The 24,783-nt window shown below is 70.6% G+C and carries 22 protein-coding genes, 1 tRNA gene and 1 pseudogene; 10 read left to right on the top strand and 14 right to left on the bottom strand.

Annotation, left to right across the window (positions count from 1 at the left end):
- Positions 1 to 436: 436 nt before the first annotated feature.
- Positions 437 to 1,102, top strand: a complete 666-nt coding sequence (locus tag BLT44_RS15195) for a sigma factor-like helix-turn-helix DNA-binding protein (protein ID WP_143025992.1) — start codon at positions 437 to 439, stop codon at positions 1,100 to 1,102.
- 209 nt (positions 1,103 to 1,311) lie between these two features.
- Positions 1,312 to 2,430, top strand: coding sequence for a site-specific integrase (locus tag BLT44_RS14895; RefSeq protein WP_176783268.1), 1,119 nt, complete (start codon positions 1,312 to 1,314; stop codon positions 2,428 to 2,430).
- Between the two features lie 146 nt (positions 2,431 to 2,576).
- Here BLT44_RS14895 and BLT44_RS05185 read toward each other — a convergent pair.
- From BLT44_RS05185 to serS, 3 genes are all read right to left on the bottom strand, one after another.
- Positions 2,577 to 2,664: transfer RNA gene (locus BLT44_RS05185), tRNA-Ser, on the bottom strand.
- Positions 2,665 to 2,767: 103 nt separating this feature from the next.
- Positions 2,768 to 3,640 (bottom strand): HAD family hydrolase, encoded by an 873-nt coding sequence (locus tag BLT44_RS05180; protein WP_010155122.1) that lies wholly within the window; start codon positions 3,638 to 3,640, stop codon positions 2,768 to 2,770.
- A 4-nt stretch (positions 3,641 to 3,644) separates the two neighbouring features.
- Positions 3,645 to 4,916, bottom strand: coding sequence for a serine--tRNA ligase (gene serS / locus BLT44_RS05175; protein WP_010155124.1), 1,272 nt, complete (start codon positions 4,914 to 4,916; stop codon positions 3,645 to 3,647).
- 58 nt (positions 4,917 to 4,974) lie between these two features.
- Between serS and BLT44_RS15855 the strand changes: the two are divergent.
- A pseudogene (locus BLT44_RS15855) lies at positions 4,975 to 5,306 on the top strand (diacylglycerol/lipid kinase family protein); the annotation flags it as partial.
- 123 nt (positions 5,307 to 5,429) lie between these two features.
- Complete coding sequence (locus BLT44_RS05170; protein ID WP_331270921.1) at positions 5,430 to 5,972, top strand: diacylglycerol/lipid kinase family protein; 543 nt, start codon at positions 5,430 to 5,432, stop codon at positions 5,970 to 5,972.
- 58 nt (positions 5,973 to 6,030) lie between these two features.
- Here the strand turns inward: BLT44_RS05170 and pheA are convergent, their stop codons facing one another.
- The 7 genes from pheA to BLT44_RS05135 all read right to left on the bottom strand — a co-directional run bounded on the left by pheA (position 6,031) and on the right by BLT44_RS05135 (position 13,351).
- Positions 6,031 to 6,990, bottom strand: a complete 960-nt coding sequence (pheA, locus tag BLT44_RS05165) for a prephenate dehydratase (protein WP_010155125.1) — start codon at positions 6,988 to 6,990, stop codon at positions 6,031 to 6,033.
- A 29-nt stretch (positions 6,991 to 7,019) separates the two neighbouring features.
- Positions 7,020 to 8,660: a phosphoglucomutase (alpha-D-glucose-1,6-bisphosphate-dependent) gene (pgm, locus tag BLT44_RS05160; protein WP_010155126.1), complete on the bottom strand. Its 1,641-nt coding sequence runs from the start codon at positions 8,658 to 8,660 to the stop codon at positions 7,020 to 7,022.
- A 75-nt stretch (positions 8,661 to 8,735) separates the two neighbouring features.
- Positions 8,736 to 9,119: a RidA family protein gene (locus BLT44_RS05155; protein WP_050803082.1), complete on the bottom strand. Its 384-nt coding sequence runs from the start codon at positions 9,117 to 9,119 to the stop codon at positions 8,736 to 8,738.
- The gene (locus BLT44_RS05150; RefSeq protein WP_029608065.1) at positions 9,116 to 10,111 is read right to left on the bottom strand and encodes a dipeptidase; all 996 of its coding nucleotides are present in this window, start codon (positions 10,109 to 10,111) and stop codon (positions 9,116 to 9,118) included. The genes BLT44_RS05155 and BLT44_RS05150 overlap by 4 nt, the downstream gene beginning before the upstream one ends.
- Positions 10,108 to 10,854, bottom strand: a complete 747-nt coding sequence (locus BLT44_RS05145) for a hypothetical protein (RefSeq protein WP_010155129.1) — start codon at positions 10,852 to 10,854, stop codon at positions 10,108 to 10,110. Before BLT44_RS05145 ends, BLT44_RS05150 begins: the two co-directional genes overlap by 4 nt.
- Complete coding sequence (locus BLT44_RS05140) at positions 10,851 to 12,566, bottom strand: hypothetical protein (protein ID WP_010155130.1); 1,716 nt, start codon at positions 12,564 to 12,566, stop codon at positions 10,851 to 10,853. The genes BLT44_RS05145 and BLT44_RS05140 overlap by 4 nt, the downstream gene beginning before the upstream one ends.
- 26 nt (positions 12,567 to 12,592) lie before the next feature.
- On the bottom strand, positions 12,593 to 13,351 hold the full coding sequence (locus BLT44_RS05135) for an IclR family transcriptional regulator (RefSeq protein ID WP_010155131.1): 759 nt from the start codon (positions 13,349 to 13,351) through the stop codon (positions 12,593 to 12,595).
- A gap of 315 nt (positions 13,352 to 13,666) precedes the next feature.
- Here BLT44_RS05135 and BLT44_RS05130 point away from each other — a divergent pair, with 315 nt between their 5' ends.
- The 6 genes from BLT44_RS05130 to BLT44_RS05105 all read left to right on the top strand — a co-directional run bounded on the left by BLT44_RS05130 (position 13,667) and on the right by BLT44_RS05105 (position 19,962).
- The gene (locus BLT44_RS05130) at positions 13,667 to 15,268 is read left to right on the top strand and encodes an ABC transporter substrate-binding protein (RefSeq protein WP_081473286.1); all 1,602 of its coding nucleotides are present in this window, start codon (positions 13,667 to 13,669) and stop codon (positions 15,266 to 15,268) included.
- A 19-nt stretch (positions 15,269 to 15,287) separates the two neighbouring features.
- Complete coding sequence (locus BLT44_RS05125; RefSeq protein ID WP_231291488.1) at positions 15,288 to 16,379, top strand: ABC transporter permease; 1,092 nt, start codon at positions 15,288 to 15,290, stop codon at positions 16,377 to 16,379.
- On the top strand, positions 16,376 to 17,257 hold the full coding sequence (locus BLT44_RS05120; RefSeq protein ID WP_010155135.1) for an ABC transporter permease: 882 nt from the start codon (positions 16,376 to 16,378) through the stop codon (positions 17,255 to 17,257). The genes BLT44_RS05125 and BLT44_RS05120 overlap by 4 nt, the downstream gene beginning before the upstream one ends.
- Positions 17,254 to 18,060 (top strand): ABC transporter ATP-binding protein, encoded by an 807-nt coding sequence (locus tag BLT44_RS05115; protein WP_010155136.1) that lies wholly within the window; start codon positions 17,254 to 17,256, stop codon positions 18,058 to 18,060. The genes BLT44_RS05120 and BLT44_RS05115 overlap by 4 nt, the downstream gene beginning before the upstream one ends.
- The gene (locus BLT44_RS05110; protein ID WP_010155137.1) at positions 18,057 to 18,890 is read left to right on the top strand and encodes an ABC transporter ATP-binding protein; all 834 of its coding nucleotides are present in this window, start codon (positions 18,057 to 18,059) and stop codon (positions 18,888 to 18,890) included. The genes BLT44_RS05115 and BLT44_RS05110 overlap by 4 nt, the downstream gene beginning before the upstream one ends.
- A 283-nt stretch (positions 18,891 to 19,173) precedes the next feature.
- Positions 19,174 to 19,962 carry an HAD-IIA family hydrolase gene (locus BLT44_RS05105; RefSeq protein ID WP_010155138.1) on the top strand — a complete coding sequence of 263 codons (789 nt, stop codon included), beginning with the start codon at positions 19,174 to 19,176 and terminating at the stop codon, positions 19,960 to 19,962.
- Positions 19,963 to 20,160: 198 nt separating this feature from the next.
- On the opposite strand, the gene BLT44_RS05100 is transcribed toward BLT44_RS05105, so the two are convergent.
- The 4 genes from BLT44_RS05100 to BLT44_RS05085 all read right to left on the bottom strand — a co-directional run bounded on the left by BLT44_RS05100 (position 20,161) and on the right by BLT44_RS05085 (position 24,748).
- Positions 20,161 to 20,955 carry a FadR/GntR family transcriptional regulator gene (locus BLT44_RS05100; RefSeq protein ID WP_010155140.1) on the bottom strand — a complete coding sequence of 265 codons (795 nt, stop codon included), beginning with the start codon at positions 20,953 to 20,955 and terminating at the stop codon, positions 20,161 to 20,163.
- A gap of 81 nt (positions 20,956 to 21,036) precedes the next feature.
- The gene (locus tag BLT44_RS05095; protein ID WP_010155141.1) at positions 21,037 to 22,500 is read right to left on the bottom strand and encodes an APC family permease; all 1,464 of its coding nucleotides are present in this window, start codon (positions 22,498 to 22,500) and stop codon (positions 21,037 to 21,039) included.
- A gap of 228 nt (positions 22,501 to 22,728) precedes the next feature.
- A complete protein-coding gene (locus BLT44_RS05090; RefSeq protein ID WP_010155143.1) occupies positions 22,729 to 23,589 on the bottom strand; it encodes a nitrilase-related carbon-nitrogen hydrolase in 861 nt (286 codons plus the stop codon).
- Between the two features lie 382 nt (positions 23,590 to 23,971).
- Positions 23,972 to 24,748: a sulfite exporter TauE/SafE family protein gene (locus BLT44_RS05085; protein WP_010155144.1), complete on the bottom strand. Its 777-nt coding sequence runs from the start codon at positions 24,746 to 24,748 to the stop codon at positions 23,972 to 23,974.
- Positions 24,749 to 24,783: the final 35 nt, after the last annotated feature.

Below are 24,783 nucleotides of genomic sequence, written 5' to 3'. Positions count from 1 at the left end.
CGCCCCATACCAGTCGCCAAAAGCGGCAAGGCAATAGAGACGCTCAGTAGGTGGCCCCAACTTCACACGTCGCACTTCTCAGTTCCGGCGAAACGGTCGCCTTCTTAACAGAGCCAGTCAGGTGCGCGTAGCGAGGATAGCGCCATGCGATCGGCATAGTCGGTCCGGTCCGGTTCAGCGTGGGTGACCATAAGCCCTGCCGCCCCGCCTCAGAGGTTAATAGATTGATAGGCAAGTAGCACCCCGTGGTGACCGCGTGCTCGAACGGAACCAACTTTGAGCAGGTAAAGAACCCCATTACCGGCTCGCCATCCGGCGGGATACAACGAGCGAACTCGGTGAGCGCAGCGCCGATGCGCGGTGGCTCGGTATGGATGAGTGAATAACATGCGAGAACTCCGCCCAGCGAACCATCGTCAAGGCTCGGGGATTCAGCTTGGCACACCCGGAATTGAGCTCCTATATAAAGTATTGCGCCATTGATCTGAACTCAGTCACCGGATCGGCGCCTCCTGCATCCAATCAGAGCTCGGAAAAATACTGCTTCCGCTGCCCGGGTCGCCGCCAGATTCTTGACATCGCCGTCGAGCGTCTCCCGGACGCCGAGCCCGTAGCGCTCACAGGCGAGCGGCTCGGGAAGTTGCCCCTGCGAGCGCTCGCGGCATTCGCGATCTCGCAGAGGCACGATTCCGGTCCGAGGTCAATGAAACTCTTTCCGGCCCTGGCCGCGCTCGGCCAAGCTAACCCCGACAGCTCAGACCTGACGCGCCAGGTTGAGCGCGCCGCGGGCGTCTGGATGCGGCTACGCGACGAAGGCACCCGCCCATTGCGCAGCCGCGCAGCCGAAGAACTGAATGTGTCGGTTGCTACGCTCGACCGGCACCTGCGGCGGGCGCGCGAGCTGAACTTGATCGCGACCCCAGAGCGCCCGAGCCCGGAGGAATTGGCCCGGCTCAGGCGGGAGGGCCTCGCAGCCAAAGATATCGCGGAGCGGTTCGAGCGGAGCGTCGCGACCGTCAACTCATGGATCTATCGCGCACGGCAGGAACGCCCGGACCTCGATTTGTCACGGGCGGCATCTGCGCAACGAGAGGATAGCTGAATGGCCGGTAGACGCCACACGATCCCGGCAGGGATCGACGCTATAAAGCAATGCCCGAGCTGCGGCGAGCGCCGCGGCAACAGGCGCGAAGGATGGACCCCGATCCACGAAGGCGAGCGCGTCGTCGGGTTCGCCTGCCCCAGGTGCCCGCATGGGGCGAACCCACCCGCCGAGTCGAGGCGAAGCAAGGCGCACGGTTTCGGGCCGTCGTGGACGCGACACCGCGGGGGGCGTTGCAGCGGCGACAGCTCACCAAGACGTTCGGCAGCGTCGAGGCTGCCCGCGCATGGGTCTCCGAGGTGCGCGCCGCAGTCGCCGAAAGGGGCGCACGCGAGCGCGACGAAACCGTTGCCGAGCTATGCGAGCGATGGCTACGGTCTCGCACCGACGTGCGCGAGGTCACCGTGAACGGCTACCGAGATCAACTCGCGCCCGTACTCAGAGCCATAAGGTCGCGTGCAGCCGTTGACCTCCGCCCCCGAGATATTCGCGCTCTGATCGAGCATCTCGCGACGAGCGGACGCAAGCGGGATAACGGACCGCTATCGCCCCGGTCGATCCGAGCGGCTCTGGGTGCGCTCTCACAGGCGCTCGATTTCGGCGTCGCCGACGAGACCCTGACACGGAACGTGACGAAGGGTGTACGGCCACCGCGGCAGACAACGAAGGTCGGCGAGTCCCTGGAGCACTGGCCGACGACTGGCCGGGGCACTGAGGCCCGATGCGAGGCCCTGGAGCAGTTCCGGGCGCACACAGCAGATGATCGACTCGGTGGGGCATGGTGGTTGTCATCGCTCGGTCTCACCCGCGCCGATATCTGCGGGCTGCGTTGGAGCGACGTGGACATGGAGGCCGGTACGGTAACGGTCCGTCAGGGACGTGTGGCTCTCGGGTCAAGCAATTATGCGGTCGATGATCCGAAGTCTCCGCAGCGCCGCCGCACGCTGCCGGTCGAGGAGGTGCTGCCGGGAACTGTGGGGCTTCTCCGTCGCATGAGGCGACGGCAGGCCGAGGACCGACTGCGGGCCGGTTCGGCGTGGAGGGAGACCGGTCTCGTGCTCGTGGACGAGGTTGGCACCCCACTCCGACCAGACACCTACAGCGAAAGGTTCCGGCAGCTCTGCGCATCCGCGTCTATGCCGAAGATCCACCTCCACTCGCTCCGCCATACGAACGCGTTTTTGTTCATCGCGGCGGGGGTGGCACCGACCGATGCCGCGGCCTGGCTCGGCCATACCGTCGAGACCTTCTTGGGCGCGTACCTGCCTGAAGGTGGAGCAAGCGGCATCGCGGCGGTAGCGGCGAAGGTGGGGAAGCGTTCGGAGTGAGAGTCAGATGTACCGGAGGCGGCGGCGGGCAAGGTCTAGACGCTGCATTCCTCGGGTTGTGATTGATTTTGTGAGAGGCAGAATGAAAGCCCCGAACCTGGGTCTAGACGGGTTCGGGGCTTTCGGCCTCTGATCTTGGGTTTCAGCGGAGGGTAGGGGATTTGAACCCCTGAGACGGGGTTACCGCCTGCTTGTTTTCAAGACAAGTTCCTTCGGCCGCTCGGACAACCCTCCGCGCACGAGCTTAGCAAACGGGGCACGGGCGAACCGACGTCGGCGCGGGCGAACCGACGGCGCGGCTGGCGCAGGCAGCCCCCGGGATCCGCGCTCCGATCCGCTACCCGAGCACCGGGAACCGGTCGCGCAGCGCGGTCAGCAGCCCGCCCTCGTCGATCGTTCCCGTCACGCGACTCGCGACGGCCCGCACATCGTCGACGGCCTGCCCCATCGCGACCGCATCGCCGCGCTTCGCCGCCCACTGCAGCATCTCGATGTCATTGCGACCGTCGCCCGCGGCGAAGACGCGCGATCCGTCGATGCCGAGGTGCGATGCGACCACCTCGAGCGCGCTCGCCTTCGTCACCCCGTGCGGGGCGATGTCGAGCCACGAGGTGCTGCCGACGGCGTACGAGACGTGGGTGAGGCCGAGCGTGCTCACCACGTCGAGGAACTCCTCGAGCCGGTGGTCGGGCGACACGACGACGACGCGCGACGCCTGCACGCCGAGCAGCTGCTCGAACGGCACGCGCCGCTGCCGCGCGGGCAGGGTGCCCGTGGGGATGTCGTCGGTGTAGAGGAACCCGCCGTCGGCGAGCTCGACGGCGAAGCGCGCCGTGACGAGCTGGGTGCGGATCTTCCGCAGCGCGTCGCTCGGGTCGAAGGCCTCCACGAACTCGCGGCGGTACGCGCGGTGGGCGAGCGGGTCGCGGCGCAGCGTGACCGCCCCGTTGGCCGAGACGACCCACTCGGGACGGATCCCGAGCCGCTCCACGATGGGCAGCGTGGCGTCGACGGAGCGGCCGGTCGCGATGACGACCTCGTGCCCCATCTCGTGCAGGGCGAGGATCGCGTCGGCCAGTTCGGGGTCGATGTGCCCGCCGTCCGCGTCGTCGCCGGCGCCCTCGCCGAAGCCGTGGCTGAGCACGGTGCCGTCGATGTCGAGCGCGATGAGGTGCCGCTCGGCCACGGGGATGCGGGTGGAGGCGCTCACCGGCTCACGCCCCCGCGATCGGGGTGAGCACGTCGAGCCCGCCGAGGTAGGGGCGCAGCGCCTCGGGCACGATCACGCTGCCGTCGGCCTGCTGGTGCGTCTCGAGGATGGCGACGATCCACCGCGTGGTGGCGAGCGTGCCGTTCAGCGTCGCGACGGCGGCGGTCTTGCCGCTCTCGGTGCGGTAGCGCGTCGAGAGGCGTCGCGACTGGTAGGTGGTGCAGTTGCTCGTCGACGTCAGCTCCCGGTAGGCGTCCTGCGTCGGCACCCACGCCTCGATGTCGAACTTGCGCGCCGCGCTCGACCCGAGGTCGCCGGCGGCGACGTCGATGACGCGGTAGTGCAGGCCGAGGGCCTGGAGGATCTCCTCCTGCCAACCGACGAGGCGCTCGTGCTCGGCCTCCGCCTCGGCCGGGTCGGTGTAGACGAACATCTCGAGCTTGTTGAACTGGTGCACGCGGAGGATGCCGCGGGTGTCCTTGCCGTGCGAGCCGGCCTCGCTGCGGTAGCACGTCGACCATCCCGCGTAGCGGATCGGGCCGCCCGCGACGTCGATGATCTCGTCGGCGTGGTAGCCGGCGAGGGCCACCTCGCTGGTGCCGGTGAGGAAGAGATCCTGCGCGGGCAGGTGGTAGACCTCGTCGGCGTGCTCGCCCAGGAACCCGGTACCCTGCATGATCTCGGGCTTGACCAGGGTGGGCGTGATGAGCGGGGTGAAGCCGTGGTGCAGCGCCCGGTCGAGCGCCAGGTTCATGAGCGCCAGCTCGAGACGTGCGCCCACGCCGCGGAGGAAGTAGAAGCGCGCTCCCGACACCTTGGCGCCGCGCTCCATGTCGATCGCGCCGAGCATCTCGCCCAGTTCGAGGTGATCGCGGGGCTCGAAGTCGAAGTCGGGCCGCTCGCCGACCTCGCGCAGCGTGACGAAGTTCTCCTCGCCGCCCGACGGCACGCCCTCGATCACGAGGTTCTCGATGCGCAGCGACACGGCCTCGAACTCGGCCTCCGCCGCCTTCGCGCGGGCATCGGCCGCCTTCACCGAGGCGGCGAGCTGCTGCGCCCGCTTGATCAGCTCCGGCTTCTCCTCCTTCGAGGCCGCCTTCACCTGCTTGCCGAACTCGTTCTGCTCGGCGCGCAGCGACTCGAACTCGCCGAGGGCCGCGCGGCGACTCGCGTCTGCGGCGAGCGCCTCGTCGACCACCGCCTCGTCGTTTCCTCTGGCGCGCTGCGAGCGCTTCACGGCTTCGGGATCGTTGCGGAGGAGGACTGGATCGATCACGCGCTCCAGCTTACCCGCGCCCAGGCTGCGGCGGGCCGCCCGGCGTTACGCTGGTCGCATGCCAGGCACCCGGTCGCATCACATCCCGTGGGCCGCGGTCGTGTACCAGCCGTTCAAGACGGACCTGCCGGCGCTCCGCGCGGCCGTCGCGCAGCACGAGCGCGCGGCCGCGTGGGGGGCGACGCGCTGGTACGAGACGGCGGCCGAAGACGCGGGGGTGACGGCCGCCCGCCGGGCGATCGCCGACGGTGCGAACGTCGTGCTCGCGAGCGGGGGCGACGGCACGATCCGGGCCGTGGCCGAGGCGCTCAGGGGCAGCGGGACCCCGTCGCCATCGTGCCGCAGGGCACCGGCAACCTGCTCGCGAGAAACCTGGGCGCACCGCTGAACCGGCTCGACGAGGTCGTGCGCGCGGCGTTCACCGGCCGCAACCGCGCCATCGACCTCGGCATCGTGCGCATCGTGCGCGCAGACGAATCGGAGAGCGAGCACGTCTTCCTCGTGCTCGCGGGAATGGGCCTCGACGCGCGCGCCATCTCGGCCACGAAGGCGACGCTCAAGAAGCGGCTCGGGTGGCTCGCCTACGTGGACGCCGGGGTGCGCACCATGATCTCCGACCGCCCGCTGCAGATCCACTACTCCGTCGACCGCTCGCCCGTGCAGCCGCTCTCGGTCTACACGGTCATGATCGGCAACTGCGGGCTGATGCCCGGCGGCGTCCTGCTCATCCCCGACGCCCGCCTCGACGACGGCAAACTCGACGTCGTCGCCCTGCACCCGCTCGGCCGATTCGCCTGGCTGCGCATCTGGCGCAAGATCGGGTGGGAGAACGGGGTGCTGCGCCGCACGCGGGCCGGGCGCCGCATCATCGACCTCGTGCGCGACACGCGCAGCGTCTCGTACCTGCGCGCCGAGCGGTACGCGCTGGCCGTGGCGAAGCCCGAGCCGGTGCAGCTCGACGGCGACGACTTCGGGGTCGCCCTCGCCGTGAGCGGCGACGTGGACCCGGGCGCCCTCGTCGTGCGCGTGCTGCCCGAATGGCGGGCGCGGGCGTAGCTCGGGCTCGGGCGTAGCTCGGGCTCGGGCGAAGCTCGGGCGCAGCGGCGGGAGGGCGTTACGCGTCCCCGTCGCGCGTGCCCTCGATGACGCCGCGCAGCCAGTCGCGGGCGTCGCGGAACGTGTCGTCGTCGTGCAGATCTCGGATCGTGGCCGCCACGCGGTCGGCCCGCGGATACGAGCCGAGGAACACGACCTTGGGGCTGAACCGCTTCACCCCGAGCAGCGCATCGGCGACCCGCTCGTCCTTCACGTGCCCCTCGGCGTCGATCACGAAGCGGTAGCGCCCCATCCGATCGCCGATCGGGCGCGACGCGAGCAGGGTGAGGTTCACGCCGCGCGCGGCGAACTGCTCGAGCAGGTCGAGCAGCGCACCCGGCCTGTCTTCGGGCAGCTCGACCATGAGCGACGTCTTGTCGGCGCCGGTCGGCTCCCCCACCGGCACGCTGCGGCTCACCAGCACGAACCGGGTCACGGCGTCGGGGTTCTCGGCGATGCCTTCGGCGAGCACCTCGACGTCGTAGTGCGCCTCGATGCCGGGCGGCGCGATGGCGGCGTCGATGCCCTTGGCCGGGTCGAAGAGATCGGCTGCCGCCTGCACGTTCGACGTGGCGACGAGGTGCCGGTGGGTGGGCGCCGCCCCGTCGAGCCAGGCGCGGCACTGGGCGTACGCGACGGGGTGACCCGACACCACGTTCACGTCGGCGAGCGCCGTGCCCGGTCGCGCCACGAGCACGAAGCGCACGGGCACGAGGTACTCGCCGATGATGCGCAGGCCGGGCATCGTGGCGAGCGCGTCCTGCGCGACCGTCACTCCGCCGTCGATCGAGTTCTCGATGGCGATCATCGCGGCGTCGCTCGCGCCCGAGACCACATCGCCGAGCGCCTCCCCGAGGTTCTCGACGGGGCGCCACTCCTGCCCCTCCGCCTCGGGCACCTGCCGCAGCGCCGCCTCGGTGAAGGTTCCCGCAGGCCCCAGGTAGGAGTACCGACGGGGGGCGGGCGAGGCGTGCGACATGCCTCTTAGCGTACCGGCGCGGCAGCCCGTCAGTCGGCGAGCACGCGCCCGACGAGCGCCTGCGCCGCCGCCTGCACCTCGGCGAGGTGCTCGGGGCCGCGGAACGACTCGGCGTAGATCTTCATCACGTCTTCGGTGCCCGACGGCCGCGCCGCGAACCATGCGTGCTCGGTCTGCACCTTGAGCCCGCCGATGGGCGCCCCGTTGCCGGGCGCCTCGGTGAGGATCGCGGTGATGGGATCCCCCGCCAGCTCCGTGTCGTCGACGTCGTCGGGCGAGAGCGCGCCGAGCCGCGCCTTCTGCGCGGGCGTCGCGGCGGCGTCGACGCGCGCGTACGCGGGGTCGCCGAAGCGGGCGGTGAGCTCGCGGTATCGCTCGGAGGGCGACTGGCCCGTGACGGCCTGGATCTCGGCGGCGAGCAGGGCGAGCAGGATCCCGTCCTTGTCGGTGCTCCACGCGCTGCCGTCGCGGCAGAGGAAGGACGCCCCGGCGCTCTCCTCGCCGCCGAACACGACGCTGCCGTCGGCGAGGCCGGGCACGAACCACTTGAAGCCCACGGGCACCTCGAGCAGTTCGCGGCCGTGCGAGGCGACGACGCGGTCGATGATGCCCGACGAGACGAGCGTCTTGCCGATGCCGGCGGCGGGCGACCAGTCGGGCCGGTGCGCGAGCAGGTAGTCGATCGCGACCGCGAGGTAGTGGTTCGGGTTCATCAGCCCGTCGGCGGTGACGATGCCGTGCCGGTCGGCGTCGGCGTCGTTGCCCGCGATGATCGCGAACGGGCCCCGGTGCGCGTCGACCGTCGACATGACGTGCGCCGACGACGGATCCATGCGAATCCTCCCGTCCCAGTCGAGGTGCATGAACCCCCACCGCGGGTCGACGCCGGGGCCGAGCACGGTGAGCTCGATGCCGAGCCGGTCGCGGATCGCCGCCCAGTACGCGACGCTCGCCCCGCCCAGCGGGTGCACCGCCAGCGGCACGCGCGCGGCGCGGATCGCGTCGAGGTCGATCGCCTCGCCGAGGGTGTCGACGTACGCGTTCAAGAAGTCGAAGCGCTCGACCGACCGCACGGCCGCCTCGTCGGCGCGCGCGATGACGGCCCCCGATTCGAGCAGCGCGTTCGCGCGGTCGGCGATCCAGCCCGTCGCGTCGCCGCCCGCCGGGCCGCCGTGGGGCGGGTTGTACTTGAAGCCGCCGTCGCTCGGCGGGTTGTGGCTCGGCGTCACCACGATGCCGTCGGCGCGGCCCGGGTCATCGGCGTCGCGGCCGCGGTTGTGGCGCAGGATCGCGTGGCTGAGCGCGGGCGTCGGCACGAAGGCGGCGTCGCCCTCGCCGGCCGCCGCGAGCACGCGCACGCCCGCCGCGATCAGCACCTCGATGGCGGTGCGCTCGGCCGGGGCGGAGAGCGCGTGCGTGTCGGCGCCGATGAAGAGCGGCCCGGTGATGCCCTGCGCGGCGCGGTACTCGGCGATGGCGGCGCTGATCGCCGCGATGTGGGCCTCATTGAAGGAGCCGTTCAGCGCGGAGCCCCGGTGCCCCGACGTGCCGAAGACGACGCGCTGGGCGTCGACCGACGGGTCGGGAACGATCTCCGCGTACGCCTCGAGCAGCGCGTCGAGGTCGATCAGGTCTTCGGGGCGTGCAGCGGCACCGGCTCGTTCGTGCATGGTTCCAGTGTGCCATTCGCCTGCCGACCGTGGGCCGGGCTTGACGCGCGCGCTTCGCTCCCCGCCCCGCCGCCGTCAGCCCCGCGGCACGGCGGCGATCGCCGTCAGCTCCACCAGCATCGTCGGGCGGGCAAGTTCGGCGACGCCGACGGCGCACCGCACCGGCACGCGCTCGCCGAAGCGCCGCGCGTAGACCTCGTTGAACGCGGGGCGGTGCTCCGCGAGGTCGCGCAGGTAGATGGTGAGATGCGCGATGTCGGCCAGGCCGGCGCCCACGGCGGCGAGATCCGCCTCCAGTGCGTCGATCACGGCCTCCGACTGGGCGGTGATGCCCTCCACGAGCCGGCCCTCCGCGTCGAGCGGAATCACCGTCGTGTACGCGGTCTCCCCGATCACGGTCACGCTCGACGAGAGCGCCCCGTGCGACTCCGCGGGCACGCGCCGCACGCCCGCGCTCATGCGCTCGCCCCGGCGGGCGCGAAGCCCGCGTCGTACATCCGCTTCCAGTTGCCGTAGAACACCTGATCCGCCTCCTCTGCGGTGAGCAGGCCGCGCTCGGCGATCCGGTCGCGCACCTCCCCGAATTTGTGGAAATCGAAGTCGTCGATCCACGCCGCCGGCGGCGGCGCGACGTCGGGCCGCGATGCGCCGTGCTGCACCTTCCGGCTCCAGCGCCCGTTGCGCATCCACGCGAGGTTGCCGGGCGGCGAGTTCGGATCGAGGTCCGACCCGTACGCGACGTGGTCGATGCCGAGCATCTCGACGTGCCGGGCGACGAGCTCGGCCGAGCCGTCGAGGGTCGCGGCGTACTCGCCCGCGATGTTGTTGTAGGTGCACACGCCGAGCACACCGCCGTGCGCGACGAGCGCGCGCAGCACGTCGTCGCCCTTGTTGCGGGGGTGGTCGTAGACGGAGCGGGCGTTCGCGTGGTTGATCGCGACGGGCCGGCCCGAGGCCTCGATGGCGTCGAGCGACGTGCGCTCCCCCACGTGCGAGAGGTCGACGATCATGCCCACCCGGTTCATCTCCTCCACGACCTCGTGCCCGAAGCGCGAGAGCCCCGTGTCGACGGGTTCGTAGCAGGAGGATCCGATGGCGTTCTGGATGTTGTACGTCAGCTGCACGATGCGCACGCCGAGGTTCCAGAAGTGCTCGACGAAGCCGATGCGGTCGTTGAAGAGCGACGAGTTCTGCGTGCCGAGCACGATCGCGACGCGATCCGACGCCACCGCCGCGTCGATGTCGGCGCCGCTGCGGGCGATGAGCGCGACGTCGGCGTGCTCGCGCACCGCGTCGTTCCAGCCGGTGAGCACGTCCATCGTCTCGAGCGCGTCCTCCCAGAACGACGCGGTGATGGTCACCGCCCGCACTCCGCCGTCGCGCAGCCGCTCGAGCGCGTCGCGGTCGTAGCGCCCGCACTGCAGGCCGTCGATCACGGGCGCCCCGCTCATGCGAGCACCGCCCGCTCGGGGTCGTTCTCGTCGCGGCGCAGGTGCAGGTACGTCTCCTCGCTGACCTCGCCGATCAGATCGCCGTTCTCGTCGTAGAGCTGCGATCCCGCGTGCCGTCGCGACAGCTCGGAGTCGGGCGTGAGGGCCTCGTTCGACTCGTGGAAGAGGCGCCAGAACTGATCGGCATCCATCACGTACCCCTCGAGCAGAATGCGGCGCATCGCCGGCCCGGCCGCCGACTCGGCGGGGCGCACGGGGGTGCGCTCGATGCGGCGCGGGGCGAGGATCGCGCGGTCGCCCGCATCGCCCTCCGCGTCTTCCGCGGCGTCGTCGCCCGCCGGCGGCTCGATCTCGAACGCCACACCGCGCACCGCCGCGTACTCGCCGAGGGCCGCCGCGATCCCGACTCCTGGAGTGCCGACGACGTGCACCCGCGCGACGCCGTCGACGGCGGCGAGCGACAGCTCGTCGATCAGGGCGGGGGCGAGCAGGATCGCGGGCGTTCCGCGCCCGTCGAGCACGATCCCGTCGCCGTCGCGGCGCACGTCGAAGCTCGTGCGGGCGCCGGCGTACCGGTCGCGCACCCGCTCCATCTCGGTCACGGCGTCGGCGCCCTCGGCCTGCGCCGCCATGATGGCGTCGCGGATGGCGTTGACGGCGTAGGCCGGGCAGGAGCGCGCGTGCAGGTAGCGGCCGACCATGTGGCGCATCTCTCGTGCGGATGCCCGCATCTGGGTGGTCATCGAGCGGCTCCGATCGTGGTCGCGGGCATCTGGGGGTAGCGGGTCTCGAGGGCGAGGCCCTCGTTGAGGTCGGCGGCGGTCGGGGCGCCGAGGTAGATGAGTCCGAGCACGTTGCGGTCGTCGCCCTCGTCGACGGTGCGCAGCAGGCCGTGCACCGCCGAGTTCATGAAGCGCACGATCGAGACGGGCACGAAGTCGGCACCGAGCATGTTCATGTGCGGCGAGTGGTAGCGGAAGTCGCGGAGCGACTGGATGCGTTCGACGGTCGCCCGGAGCTCGGGGTGCTCGCGCAGCAGCCCGCCGACGTGCTCGTGGGGCGTCGCCCGCAGCGCGGCGTCGAGGGCTTGCACGTCGCTCGGCAGGTCGAGCGCCCAGTTGCGCCCGCCGTCCACCTCCGACGCCGGTCCGCGCCGGGGCTCCTCCGCGTCGGCCGACTTGTACCAGACGTACTCGCGCGCGCCGGGCGCCGCCATGTCGATGCTCAACGCCCAGCGGTAGTCGCGCTCGATGGTCGCCCGCAGCTCGGCGAGGGGCATGTCGGCCTCGGCGACGAACTGCTCCGAGCGGATGCCGCCCTCGATCGCCTCCACGATGCGCTCGTACGGGAGCAGCTCGAGCAGGTTGGCGGCGACGAGCTCCCAGGCCTCGTCGCCGATGGCGCCGTCGAGCCGGTTCAGCAGCTCGGCGCCCGTGGTCGCCCCGCGGGCCACGAGCTCGTCGAGCGCGTCGATCGCCGTCGCCAGCTGCTCGGAGACCCGGTGCGGGTCGTCGAAGCGCGCGTAGACGTACGGATCGACGCGGGTGAACTCGGCCGCGCGCTCGAGCAGCGCCCGGTACTGCTCCGTCTCCTCGGCGTGCTGCAGCAGGGGCAACTGCGTGGCCTCGGCGAGCAGCGTCTGCCGCTGCTCGAGCCAGGTGCCGATGAGCATGGGGTGGGTGTTGACGAAGAACAGCAGCCCGAGCGCGGAGCCGTTGCCGATGCCGATCATGCGCCGCACCTCGCGGTCGAGCGGCACGGCCTCGGGGTCGCGGTGCTTCGCCATCGCCTCGACGAGGTCGGCGGCGAACTCGCGCATGATGAATGCGGAGAGCAGCTGCGCGTGCAGCGGCAGCCGCAGCGGATGGTCGTGCTCGAGGGTGAGGAAGGAGCGCGTGAGGAAGGTGCCGTTGCCGTCGAGACCGGTGTTGCGCATGAGGTACCCGACCTCCCAGAGCGCGCGGGTGTCGGGCTGGCGGCCGTCGGCGAGCGCCTGCACGGCGTGGTCGAACGCGCGGAAGCTGCGGTTCGACCGGGCCCAGGTGAGCGTACCCGGCACGGCGCGGCCCGCGTAGAGCTTCGGCAGCTCGGCACGGGTGACGGCGCGATCCTCCGCCGTCGTGGGCCCCTCGATGAGGGCGCCCATCATGTCCCAGTTCTGGCCGGTGATGCGACCGGTGCGGCCGTCGAGCGTGGGTTCGAAGCTGAACACCGCGAAGTCGAAGACGCGACCCTCGCCGGCGTGCACGCGGTACAGCGCCTCGCCGTCCGCCCGTTCGTCGATGTCGAAGTGCACGAGTTCGAAGGTCCACGATTCCCGCTGCATCTTCTCGAGCAGGCTGCGCCCCGCCGAGATCCGGCTCGCGGGCAGCGACTGCAGGCGGGTCGGCTGCAGCAGCAGATCGGGGTCGAGGATCCGTCGAGGGACCTCGGCGATCGGGGGCGTGGGGGACATCGGCACTCCTTCGTGGTGGGGGTGGTTCAGGTGAGGAGGATTCCCGCGCTCTGCACGGTCAGATCCTCGATGGCGCGGGCGCCCGCTTCGAGGGTCGAGATCACGTGATCCGGCTTCGTGCGGCCGTGCGGCCAGTGCGCGGAGAGGGCGAAGCGCACCCGGCCGGGTGCGCGGCCGACGGGCACGGCGACAATCTCGATGGGATCGAACTCGTCGTCGACGAGCATCGCGTAGCCGGCGCTGCGCACCCGGGCGCGCTCGGCCGCGGAGGGGAGCTCCACGTTCGCGCGGCGGAAGCGCTCGACCTCTTCGTCGGGGAGGTAGCTCGCGAGCACCGAGCCGAGGGCGCTGCCGGCGATGCCGAAGCGCTGCCCGTGCTCGAGCGATACGTGCACGTTGCGCGGCGGCAGCCCGCGGCCGACGATGGTGACCGAGTCGCCGTCGAGGGTGCCGAGCGAGGTGCCCTCGCCGAGCTCGCCCGCGAGACGCGTGAGCTCCTCGGCGATGCGCTGATCGACGCTCGCGTGCCGCAGTGCGGCCTGGGCCACCCGCACCGGCGAGAACGTCAGCGAATAGGCGCCCTGCGAGTCGGTCTGCAGCCAGCCGGCCGCCACGAGGGTGACGAGCTGCCGGTGCACCATCGAGCGCGAGCCGCCCGCGCGGCGGGCGATCTCCGAGACGCCGAACGGCGCGCTCGTCTTCGCGATCTCCTCGAGCAGGCGCAGCATCTTGAGATTCGAGGTCAGCGGAGCGGTGCCGCCGGTTCCCGGAACGCTCTCAGCCATGATTTCTCCATTCGTCTGTCAACACATATGTGACAGAACCGCGCATTGAATGACATGAAGTTAGCCAGTCTCGTGCGATTCGTCAACTTCCAATTTCCCGGCTTCCTGCTCGCCGACTCACGGAGAACCCAACGTTACGATTCGAAGTTTTCTCTTGACGGCGACGTACCGACCGGTAATATCGCTCTCACTGCCTCGCAAAATCGAAGCAGTTGTCACGATATGGTTGACACTAGTTTGGACAACGAGGTCTGACAAGCCCTCACGCCGAATCGGTGCAGCTCAAGGCAACCCGACACCGAAAGGAATCGCGTCATGGCACCGAAGCCAATGCGAAGAGCAGTGGGGGCATGCGCTCTCCTGCTGACCGGAGCTCTCGCCGTCACCGGCTGCTCGAGCAGCACCCAGGGGGGCGGAGGAGCCGCACCCGAGAAGACCGGCACCCTCGTGATCGACCAGGCCTTCACCGCCCAGTCGATCGACCCGGCCACCATCTTCCAGGTCACCGACGCGATCACCGCGAGCGGCCTGTACCAGACCCTCTTCACCTACATCGACAACGTCGCCGACCCGCAGCCGCTGCTCGCCGAATCGATCACCGCGAACGACGCGGCGACCGAGTTCACGATCACCCTGCGCGACGACGCGACGTTCGCGAACGGCAACCCCGTCACCGCGGCCGACGTCGTCTTCTCGCTGAACCGCCTCAAGCACCTCGCCGCGAGCCCCGCCTACCGCATGGAGGGCATCACCGTCGCCGAGGTCGACGAGCGCACCGTGCAGCTCACCACCGAGAACCCCGCACCCTACATCGAGCACACCCTCACCGCACCGCCCCTCGCGATCGTCGACGACGAAGCCGTACGCGCAGCCGGAGGCACCGACGCCGAAGACGCCGCCGACGCCGACACTGCGGGCCAGTTCTTCACCCAGCCCGCCAACGGAGCCGGCAGCGGACCCTACGCGCTCGAGAGCTACGACACCAACGCGCAGATCGTGCTCGTCAAGAACGAGAACTACTGGGGCGAAGCGCCCGCCTACGACCGCATCGTGATCCGCAACGTGAACAACGCCCAGCAGCAGAAGGCGAACATCGAGGGCGGCGACAGCCAGATCGCACTCGACATCCCCGGCCGCATCGCCGAGGGCATGGAGTCCGAGGCGCTGCAGGTGCAGTCCTCCTCATCGCCCGAGGTGCTGTACCTCGCGCTCTCCCAGAAGGAGGGCGCAGCCACCGCCGATCCCGACATCGTCGAGGCCATCAAGACCGGCATCGACTACGAAGCGCTGCGCACGCTCGTCGGCGCCGGCGCGAAAGAGGCGACCGGCATCATCCCCTCCATGATGATCGGCGCCCTCCCCGAAGGCGAAGGCCCCGAGTCGGATCCGGAGGCCGCGAAGCAGCTGCTCGCCGATGCCGGGAAGACGGGCACCGAGGTGACGCTCGACTACGCCAACGACTACACCCGACTCGCCGGCATCGACTACAACACCCTCGCCCAGGGCCTCCAGACGCAGCTCGAGGCCATCGGCCTGAAGGTGACCCTGAACCCGACGCCCACGTCGACCTCGCTGCAGCGCTACGTCGACGGCGAGACCGAGATGGCGCTGTGGTCGTGGCCGCCCGACACGGCCGACGCCTCCGACGAACTCGTCTTCGCCCCCGGCGGGCTCATCGGCGAGCGCGTGCACTGGCCGGCCGAGGCCGCCCCCGAGACCGCCGAGCTCGCCGAGGCGGCGCGCGTCGCCACCGGCGACGACCGCGAGGCCGCCTTCACCGCGTGGAACGAGTCGATGAACGAGGAGGCGCCGTTCGCCTTCCTGCTCGAGCCCTCCTTCTTCCTCGTCGCGTCGACGAGCGTCGAGCACGTCAGCCACGACCCGCTCGCCGCCATCAACCTCTCCCAGATCGACTAGACGCACGGGACATCGCATCGTGACTCACACCCTTTCCGAGACCGGGGCGGACGTGCAGGCGCCCGCCCCGGCGCCGGGCGGAGGCGGAGGCGGAGGCTACTTCCGCTTCGTGCTGCGCCGTCTCGGCACCTCGCTCGTCACCCTGTTCGGCATCACGCTCGTCTCCTTCGGGCTCGGCGTGCTGGTGCCGCTGCGCCCCGAGACCGCGAACCTCAGCCAGCAGGCGCTCTCGAACCCGGAGGCGGTCGCCGCGTTCCGCGAGAAGTTCGGGCTCGACCTGCCCATCTGGGAGCAGTACCTGCGCTACCTCGGCGGGCTCTTCCGCGGCGACCTCGGCATCTCGCAGCAGACCGGCCAGCCGATCGCCGCCGACCTCGCCAAGTACGCGCCGGCGACGCTGGAGCTCGTGCTGTGGGCCACCGTGCTCTCCGTGCTCATCGGCGTCTCGCTCGGCATCGTCGCCGCCTACGCGCGCAACCGCTGGCCCGACCACCTCGCCCGCGTCGTCTCGCTCATCGGCGTCAGCCTCCCCACCTACTGGCTCGCCCTCATCGGGTCGAGCTTCTTCTTCCGCCAGCTCGGCTGGCTCCCCGGCAGCGGCAGGCTCGACGCCTCCGCGACGCCCCCGCCGCGCGTCACCGGCTTCATGACCGTCGACACCCTGCTCGCCGGCGACGTGCACGCGTGGGGCTCCGCCGTCGCGCACCTCATCCTCCCCGCCATGATCCTCGCGCTCTCGAACCTCGGCATGGTGCTCCGCTTCACCCGCAGCGCAGTGCTCGACGGGCTCAACACCGACGCCGTGAAGGCGGCGCGCGTGAAGGGCCTCCCGGGCCGCCGCGTGCTCATGCGCTACGCGGTGCGCAGCGCCTCGAGCCCCATCATCACCGTGACCGCGCTCTCCTTCGGGTTCCTGCTCGCCGCCACCGTCTACGTCGAGCAGATCTTCGCGTGGGGCGGCCTCGGCCAGTACGCCTACCGCTCGGCGACGAACCTCGACGTCACCGCCATCACCGGCATCTCCGTCGTGATCGCCGTGATCTTCCTCGCCGTGAACTTCATCGCCGACCTGCTCGCGTCGGCCTTCGACCCGAGGATCCGACTCCAATGACCCGCACCGACGTCATCTCCATGATCGCCGCCCCCGAACGCGCGCGGCGACGCATCCCGGCAGGGCTCCGCACGCCCTCGGTGATCGCCGCGGCCGCCGTGCTGATCGCCTGGCTCGCGGTGATCCTCATCGCCGCGCTCACCCCGCAGGATCCGCTCGCCACCGTCGGGCCCGCCCTCGCACCGCCCGACTCCACGGCGCTGCTCGGCACCGACGCGCTCGGCCGCGACAACCTCAGCAGAACCCTCGCCGCAGCGCGCACGTCGATCCCGAACGGCCTCATGATCGTGGCCGCGGCCGCCCTCATCGGCACCGCGATCGGCCTCGTCGCCGGGTTCTTCGGCGGCTGGATCGACGAGATCCTCATGCGCGTCGCCGACCTCGTCTTCGCGTTCCCCGGCATCATCCTCGCGATGGCGATCGCCGCGGCCCTCGGCCCGAGCGTGCAGAACGCCGTGATCGCCGCCGCGATCAGCTGGTGGCCGGCCTACGCCCGGGCCGTGCGCTCCATCGTGCTCGCCCTCCGCGAATCCGAGTTCGTGCTCTCGAACCGCCTCTCCGGCATCGGCCCCTTCCGCTCGATCGTCGTCGACCTGCTCCCCGCGGTGAGCGGTTCCGTGCTCGTGCTCGCGATGCTCGACATCGGCTCCGCGATCCTCTTCCTCGCCGGCCTCTCCTTCCTCGGGCTCGGCGCCGTGCCGCCGACACCCGAATGGGGCTCCATGATCTCGGGCGCCGTGCAGTACTTCGACCAGTGGTGGCTCGCCGTCGCCCCCGGCCTCGCGATCGTCTCGGTCGTGCTCGCCTTCAACATCATCGGCGACGCGATCCGCGACAACCTCGAACCCCGCCTGAACGAGAACGGAGCCGGGTCATGACCCTCCTGCACGTCGACCATCTCACGGTCGCCCGCGCCAGCGGCGCCGGATCCCCGCTCGTCGACGGGGTCTCGTTCACGGTCGAGGCCGGCGAAGTGGTCGGCGTCGTCGGCGAGAGCGGATCGGGCAAGACCCTCACCGGGCTCGCGCTGCTCGGACTGCTGCCCGACGGGCTCGCCGCCTCCGGCTCCATCCGCTTCGACGGGCGCGAACTGCTCACCCAGACGAAATCGGAGTGGGAGCGCACGCGCGGCACCGACATCGCCATGGTGCTGCAGGATCCGTCATCGAGCCTGCACCCCATGCTGAAGCTCGGCGAGCAGCTCACCGACCACGTGCGCCAGCACCTCGGGCTCTCGAAGCCGGCCGCCGAGGCGCGCGCCATCGAGCTGATGGAGCGCGTCCACCTGCGGGAGCCCAAGCGCCTGCTCGGGCAGTACCCGCATCAGCTCTCCGGCGGCATGAAGCAGCGCGTCTCCATCGCCATCGCGCTCGCGTGCGACCCGAAGCTGCTCATCGCCGACGAGCCCACCACCGCGCTCGACGCGAACATCCGCACCGGCATCATCGCGCTCCTCAACGAGCTGCGCCGCGAGTCGGGCATGGGCATCATCTTCGTCACCCACGACCTCGCGATGCTGAGCACCATCGCGGATCGCCTCAACGTGTTCCGCACCGGGGAGATCGTCGAGGCGGGCGACTCCGACCGCATCTTCCGGTCACCCCAGCACCCCTACACGCGGGTACTGCTCGACGCGGTGCCGCAGGTGCCGTGGCCCCTTCCCGAGGAGGTTCTCTCATGACCGCACGCCCAGTCGCCGCGGGTGCACCCGATGCTCAGCCGCTCATCGAGGCGACCGACGCCGTCGTCAGCTACCGCGTCAAGGGCAAAGGGCGGTTCGTCGCCGTGCACGGCGTCGACCTCGACGTGCGCCCCGGCGAGATCGTCGGCATCGTCGGCGAGAGCGGCTGCGGCAAGTCGTCGCTCGCGCGGGCGCTCGTCGGCATCAACAAGCTGTCGGGCGGCAGCATCCGCTTCCTGGGCGAGAACGTCACGCCGCTGCCGATCCGACGGCGCCCCGCGCGCCTCGTGCCGCTGCAGATGGTGTTCCAGGATCCCTACGCCTCCCTCAACCCGCGCCGCCGCATCGACCAGCAGCTCGCCGAGGTGTGGAACGCGGCGGCCCGCGCCCGCGGCGACGCGCTCGGGGCGGAGGCGCGCCTCGCCGACATCACCGATGTGCTCGAACGGGTCGGCCTCGACCCGGCGCTGCGCACCCGCTACCCGCACGCGCTCTCCGGCGGCCAGCGGCAGCGCATCGCGATCGCGAAGGCGCTGCTCGCGAAACCGCAGGTGATCGTCGCCGACGAGCCGATCTCCGCACTCGACGCCTCGTCGCAGAAGCACGTCGGCGAGCTCCTGCGCCGCCTCGTCGACGAGCTGCAGATCGGCATGGTCATCATCTCGCACGATCTCGCCGTCGTCGCGACCATCGCCGACCGCACCGCCGTGATGCGCGCCGGCGTCTTCGTCGAGCAGGGCCCGACCGAACGGGTCTGGACGGCGCCCGAGCACCCGTACACGCGCGAACTGCTCGGAGCCGTGCCCGCGCTCGTCGGCCGAGAGGGGTAGCGCTCGGCGATCCCTCCCGCGGTCCGCTCCGGTCCTCTCCGGCCCCGGTCCGATCCCGCCCCGATCCCGCGCCCGCCCCGTTCCCGCGCCCGCCCCGTTCCGCCTCTCCGTCCGCCGAGAGGCGACAGAACGTCCGTCTCAGGAGCGCTCTGACGCGGACTCTCCGTCGCATTTCTCCTCGGCGGGCGGAGCGGGGTGGAGCGGGAGCCGGAGCCGACGCGGGCCGGGACGCGGGCGGGGCGGGTGAAACGGCACGTTCACACGCGCGGGCTACGCTGAACGCATGACCCAGAACGAACCGCACCCTCGCCGCGCCGAGATCGAATGCTGGCTCACCGACATGGACGGCGTTCTCGTTCATGAGAACCGCGCGATTCCGGGCGCGGCCGATCTCATCGCGCGTTGGCGCGAGCAGGAGATCCCCTACCTCGTGCTCACCAACAACTCGATCTTCACCGCCCGAGACCTGAGCGCGCGGCTCGCGGCCTCCGGCATCTCCGTGCCCGAGGAGCGCATCTGGACGAGCGCACTCGCCACCGCGGCCTTCTTGAAGCAGCAGCAGCCGGGCGGCTCGGCGTTCGTGATCGGCGAGGCCGGGATCCTGACCGCCATGCACGACGCCGGCTACGTGATGACCGAGTCGAACCCCGACTTCGTGGTCGTCGGCGAGACCCGCAACTACTCGTTCGAGGCGATCACGAAGGCGATCCGGCTCATCAGCAAGGGGGCGCGATTCATCTCGACCAACCCCGACGCGACCGGTCCGAGCCCCGAGGGCCCGCTGCCCGCGACGGGCGCGATCAACGCGCTCATCACGGAGGCGACCGGCAAGCACCCGTACATCATCGGCAAGCCCAACCCGATGATGTTCCGCTCGGCGCTCAACCAGATCGGCGCGCACTCGCACAACACCGGCATGATCGGCGACCGCATGGACACCGATGTGGTGGCGGGCATCGAGGCGGGCCTCCACACGGTGCTCGTCATGACCGGCATCTCCGATCGCGCCGAGATCGAGCGCTTCCCCTTCCGCCCCGACGAGGTGCTGGGCTCGGTCGCGGATCTGCTGTAGTCGGCGCCGCGCGCCGTTCGCCGCTGCCGCGCGCCGCTTCGCTCCGCTCGCCGCTCCCCGGCCCACCCCGCAGCGGGGTCGATTCGGGAGGGTGTCGCGATCCCTCACGGCCACGACACCCTCCGAAAGCGACCCCGCTGCGCGCGGGGGGGGGCGAGGGGGGGGCGAGGGGCGAGGGGGCGGGGGCCGGGCGGCGGATCACCCGGCGTCGGTCAGCCCCACGTACATCGAGTGGTGCAGGCCCTGCACGTGGGCGGCGGTCAGCCGTGCCGCGGCGCCCGCGTCCCCGCGCTCGAGCGCGTCCACGATCTGCTCGTGCTCGCGGTTGCTGTCGCGCAGCAGCCCCATGCTGTACGGCAGGAAGTAGGGGTCGAGGTCGGCGTTCACGCGCGCCGCGAGCGATTCGGCGAGCGGAGCGCCGGCCGCCGCGACCACTCCCCGATGAAACGCGCGGTCGAGATTGCGGAACTCCGCCCAGCTCTGGGTCTCCGCCATACGCTCCACCAGCGCGCGCAGCTCCCCCACATCCTGCGGCGTGCACGCGTGAGCGGCGAGCGCCGCGAACCCCGCCTCGAGCACGGCCCGTTCGTCGATGAGGGTGTGCACGTGGGAGTCGTCGTCGAGGAACGACTGCACTGGCGCATCGTCGACACTCCGAGCGTCGCCGACCCGCCGCGCGCGCCGCTGCGCACCCCGTTCGACCCCGCGCACGTAGCTGCCGCCGTAGCGCCCCGCCTTCCGCACGATCACGCCCTCGTCCTGCAGCAGCGCGAGGCCGCGGCTCACCGACGTCGTGCTCACGCCGAACGACTCGGCCATCTCGTCCGCGGGAGGCAGGCGCTCGTCGGGCTGCAGCAGGCCCAGGTCGATCGCCATCGTGATGCGCGCGCGCACCGTGTCGATCGCGCTCAGGCGCGCGATCGCCGCCACACGCGGCGCCCGCAGGGGGTCGGCGCGATCCGGCACCTCCTCGCGCGGCTTCGCACCAGTCATCCCATCAGCTTAGATGACCGCCGGAGCACCCGATCCGGCACCCGCGCCCCGCGCCACGACCCGCGCCGCGACCCGCCCCGCTCACTCGCGCGACTCCGCCTCCAGCACCCGGTCGAGCTGGATGTCGACGGTGCGCCCGCCGTCCTTCCGATTCACGATCGCCCCCGCGACCAGCGCCGCGGGCGGGATGAGCGCGAGCACGATGCTCACGGCCAGACTGCCGCCCGTCACCATCGTGAAGTTCGAGAGCACCAGCCACGCGGCGAGGCAGAGGGCGGCGACCGCGACGACCGGCAGCACCGTGCCCGTCCAGATGCTCTTCCGCAGTCGCGGATTGCGCACGAAGAACACGACGACCGCGACAGTGGTGAGCAGCATCATCATGACCATGCCGATCGTCGCGACGCCGGCCATGTATCCGAACACCTCGACGAGCGGATCGAGACCGATCACCACGAACAGCCCGATGATCACGAGAGCCGTGACGCTCTGCACCAGCGACGAGAGCGCGGGGCTCTGATGCCTGCGGTGCACCCGGCCGAGCGGCGCCGGCATGGAGCCGATCTTCGCGAGCGCGAACTGGTAGCGGGCCACGATGTTGTGGAAGCTCAGCACGCACGCGAACAGGCTGGTGATGAGGAGGATCTGCATGACGTTGCGCGTGAGCGAACCGGCGAAATCCCCCGCGGTGTCGAGCAGCATGTTCTTCGACCCGAAGAGGGTCTGCTGCGCCACCTCGGTGACGTTGCTCGCCCCCGCCGCCACCACGAGCACCCACACCGAGAGGGTGTAGAAGACGCCGATGATCGCGACCGCGAGGTAGGTCGCGCGCGGAATCGTGCGACTCGGGTCGCGCGCCTCATCGCGGTAGATCGCGGTCGATTCGAACCCGATGAAACCGGTGAGGGCGAAGAGGATCGCCACCCCGATGCCCGATGTGAGGAAGACCTGCGGGTCGAACGACTGCGGGGCGAGGCCCTCCGGGCCGCCGTTCACGAGCACGGCGACGTTGACGATCATCATCACGAGGATCTCGAGCAGCAGCGCGACCCCGAGCACTTTCGACGACAGATCGATGTGGCGGTAGCCGAGCAGCCCGACGACGACGAGCGCGAGCACCGCGAAGACCGACCAGTGGATCTCGGGGCCGCCGTAGTAGCGCACGAGGTCCATGACCGCCCAGCCCATGTAGCCGTAGATGCCGGCCTGGATCGCCGTGTACGCGATGAGGGCGACGTACGCCGTCCCCATGCCGAGGCGGCTTCCGAGACCCACCGTGACGTAGCTGAAGAACGCCCCCGCCTCCTTCACGAACGGGGTCATGGCGACGAAGCCGACGGCGAAGAGCAGCAGCACGATCGACGCGATCAGGAAGCCGACGGGAGCGCCGGCGCCGTTGCCCTGGCCGATGGCGAGGGGTGCGTTGCCACCGATCACGGTGAGCGGCGCCGCGGCGGCGATCACCATGAACGCGATGCTGCCGGTGCCGAGATTGCCCGAGAGGCGTGCCCGCTGCGGGGCGTCGGGAGTTGTGGGATGTGCCATGGAACTTCCTCGTTCGGTGGGATGTGCTGGGGCCGGGGCGGCGGTGCGCTTCGGTGCGATTCGGGTGGGTTTGGGCGGGATCGGTGGGTTTCGCTGAACTCGGGTGGGTTTGGGCGGGATCGGTGGGTTTCGCCGAATTCGGTAGGTCTCGGTGGGATCGATGGGTTTCGGCGCGTTCGGTGGGTTCCAGCGCGTTCGGTGGGTTTCAGCGCGCGATGACCCGTTGCGTCAGGTGCGCTCGTCGGAGCGAAACAGCGCCGTGCGCACCTCGTCGAGGTAGGGGTTCTGCCGACGGGCCCGCTCGCGCGCAGTGCGGTCGACGTCACCGAAGATGAGCGCCTCGCCGGAGGGGTCCGCCTGCGCGACGTGCACGCCGAACGGGTCAGCGATGACGCTGCGACCCACGTAACGCAGCTCCCCGTCGGGGCCGTGCTGATTGGCGTAGGCGACGTACACCGAGTTCTCCCACGCTCGCACCCGGATGACGTGCTCGTTGACGAACCCGTACGGCTCCATCTGCGCGGTGGGCACGGCGACGAGGTCGGCACCCGCGAGCGCCGCAGCGCGCACGGTTTCGGGGAACTCGACGTCGAAGCAGATGAGGATCGCGATGCGGTGCCCGCGGAACTCGGCGATCGTGAGCGGTGCGTCGCCGGCGACGAAGAGATCCCGGTCGAGTTCGCCGAAGAGCTGGATCTTGCGGTGACGGGCGAGCACCTCGCCCGTGTCGTCGATGAACCAGGCCGCGTTCGCGACGGGCGGGCCGGGATCGGCGTTGGCGGGGGTGGTTTCAGTGGGGTCGGCTTCCGCAGGATCGAGCAGCTCGGGTCCGCCCGCGATGATCGCGATGCGATGGCGTTCCGCGATCCGGCGCACGCGCTCCAGCGGTTGGCGTGCAGCGATCCCGGCCATGGATTCGCCGATGTTGTACCCGCTCACGTACATCTCGGGCGTGATCAGCAGGTGCGCGCCGTCCGCAGCGGCCCGAGCGGCGACGGCGTCGAGCGCGGCGAGATTCGCATCGACGTCGCGCGGCGTGCTCGCGGCCTGCCACACTGCGACGGCGAGGGGGTGAACGGCATCGGTCATGCGTTCATTCAAGCACAATTATGCCCAAATGAAACAATTAAAACGTCGGGATCGCGTGAGCGCCGCCTGCATCTTCGGGATCCGATGCGAGCGGGGTCACTTTCGGCGCGTGTCGCGCCGTCAACACGCACCGAAGGTGACCCGGCTGCGGAGAAGATGGGCGCGCGGCGATCGGGCGGCGGATCGCCGCCACCCTTCCCGCCGCGCACGCCGCAGCGGGGTCGCTTCGGGAGGGTGTCGCAACTCCGCACGACGCCGACACCCTCCGGAAGCGACCCCGCTCGCAGGAGGGGCGGGTAACGCCGCGGGCCGAACGGGCCGGGCGGCGGGCAGGGCGGGCGGGCCCGGCCCGCGGCCCGGCCCGGCCCGGAGCCCCGCCCCGCTACTTCTTCGCGCGGAGCTTGCGCACCAGCATCTGCACGAGGATGAAGACGAGGTACAGCGAGAACGCCACATTGCCCCAGAACGGGTCGACCAGCACCGCGAAGAGGTTGCCGACGGGCACGAAGACGCACGCGCCGAGCCCGACGATCGCGGCGGCGCGCAGGTCGACGTTCTGCCTGCGGAAGTTGCCGATGGTGCCCGAGATCGAGCCCGGGATCATCATCAGCAGCGAGGTGCCCTTCGCGATGAGGTCGCTCGCGCTGAAGAAGAACATGAGCACGGGCACGACGACGACGCCGCCGCCGACGCCGAGCAGCCCCGAGAGCACACCGGTGATGAAGCCGGTCACGATGAGCAGGATCACCGTGAGCGCATTGATCTCGATCTCGTCGCCGCGCTGCGGCACCACGAACCAGAGGCTCACGATGACGATCGCGAGGAAGACCATGAACCCCCACTGGATAGCGCCGACCGGCAGCTTCGCGAGCAGCGCGGCGCCGACCTGCGCGCCGATCACGATGCCGATGGCGAGGCAGGCGCCCGCGATCCAGTCGACGTGCCCCTGCAGCCCGTACGTCGTGGCTCCGACGATGGCGGTGGGCAGGATCGCCGCGACCGACGTGCCCGCGGAGAGCTTCTGGGGCATGCTCAGCCAGAGCGCGAGGGCCGGCACGATGATCGTGCCGCCGCCGATTCCGAAGAGCCCGGAGAGGATGCCGCCGGCGACGCCGACGAGGAGGAGCGGGAGGAACCCGGGGCGGACGATCTGGTTCATGTGCTGCTTTCTCACTGGAGCTCGGGGAGTGCTAC

This window comes from Leucobacter chromiiresistens (genome assembly GCF_900102345.1).
Lineage (GTDB): Bacteria > Actinomycetota > Actinomycetes > Actinomycetales > Microbacteriaceae > Leucobacter > Leucobacter chromiiresistens.
This window is presented reverse-complemented; position numbering and strand designations above follow the sequence as displayed.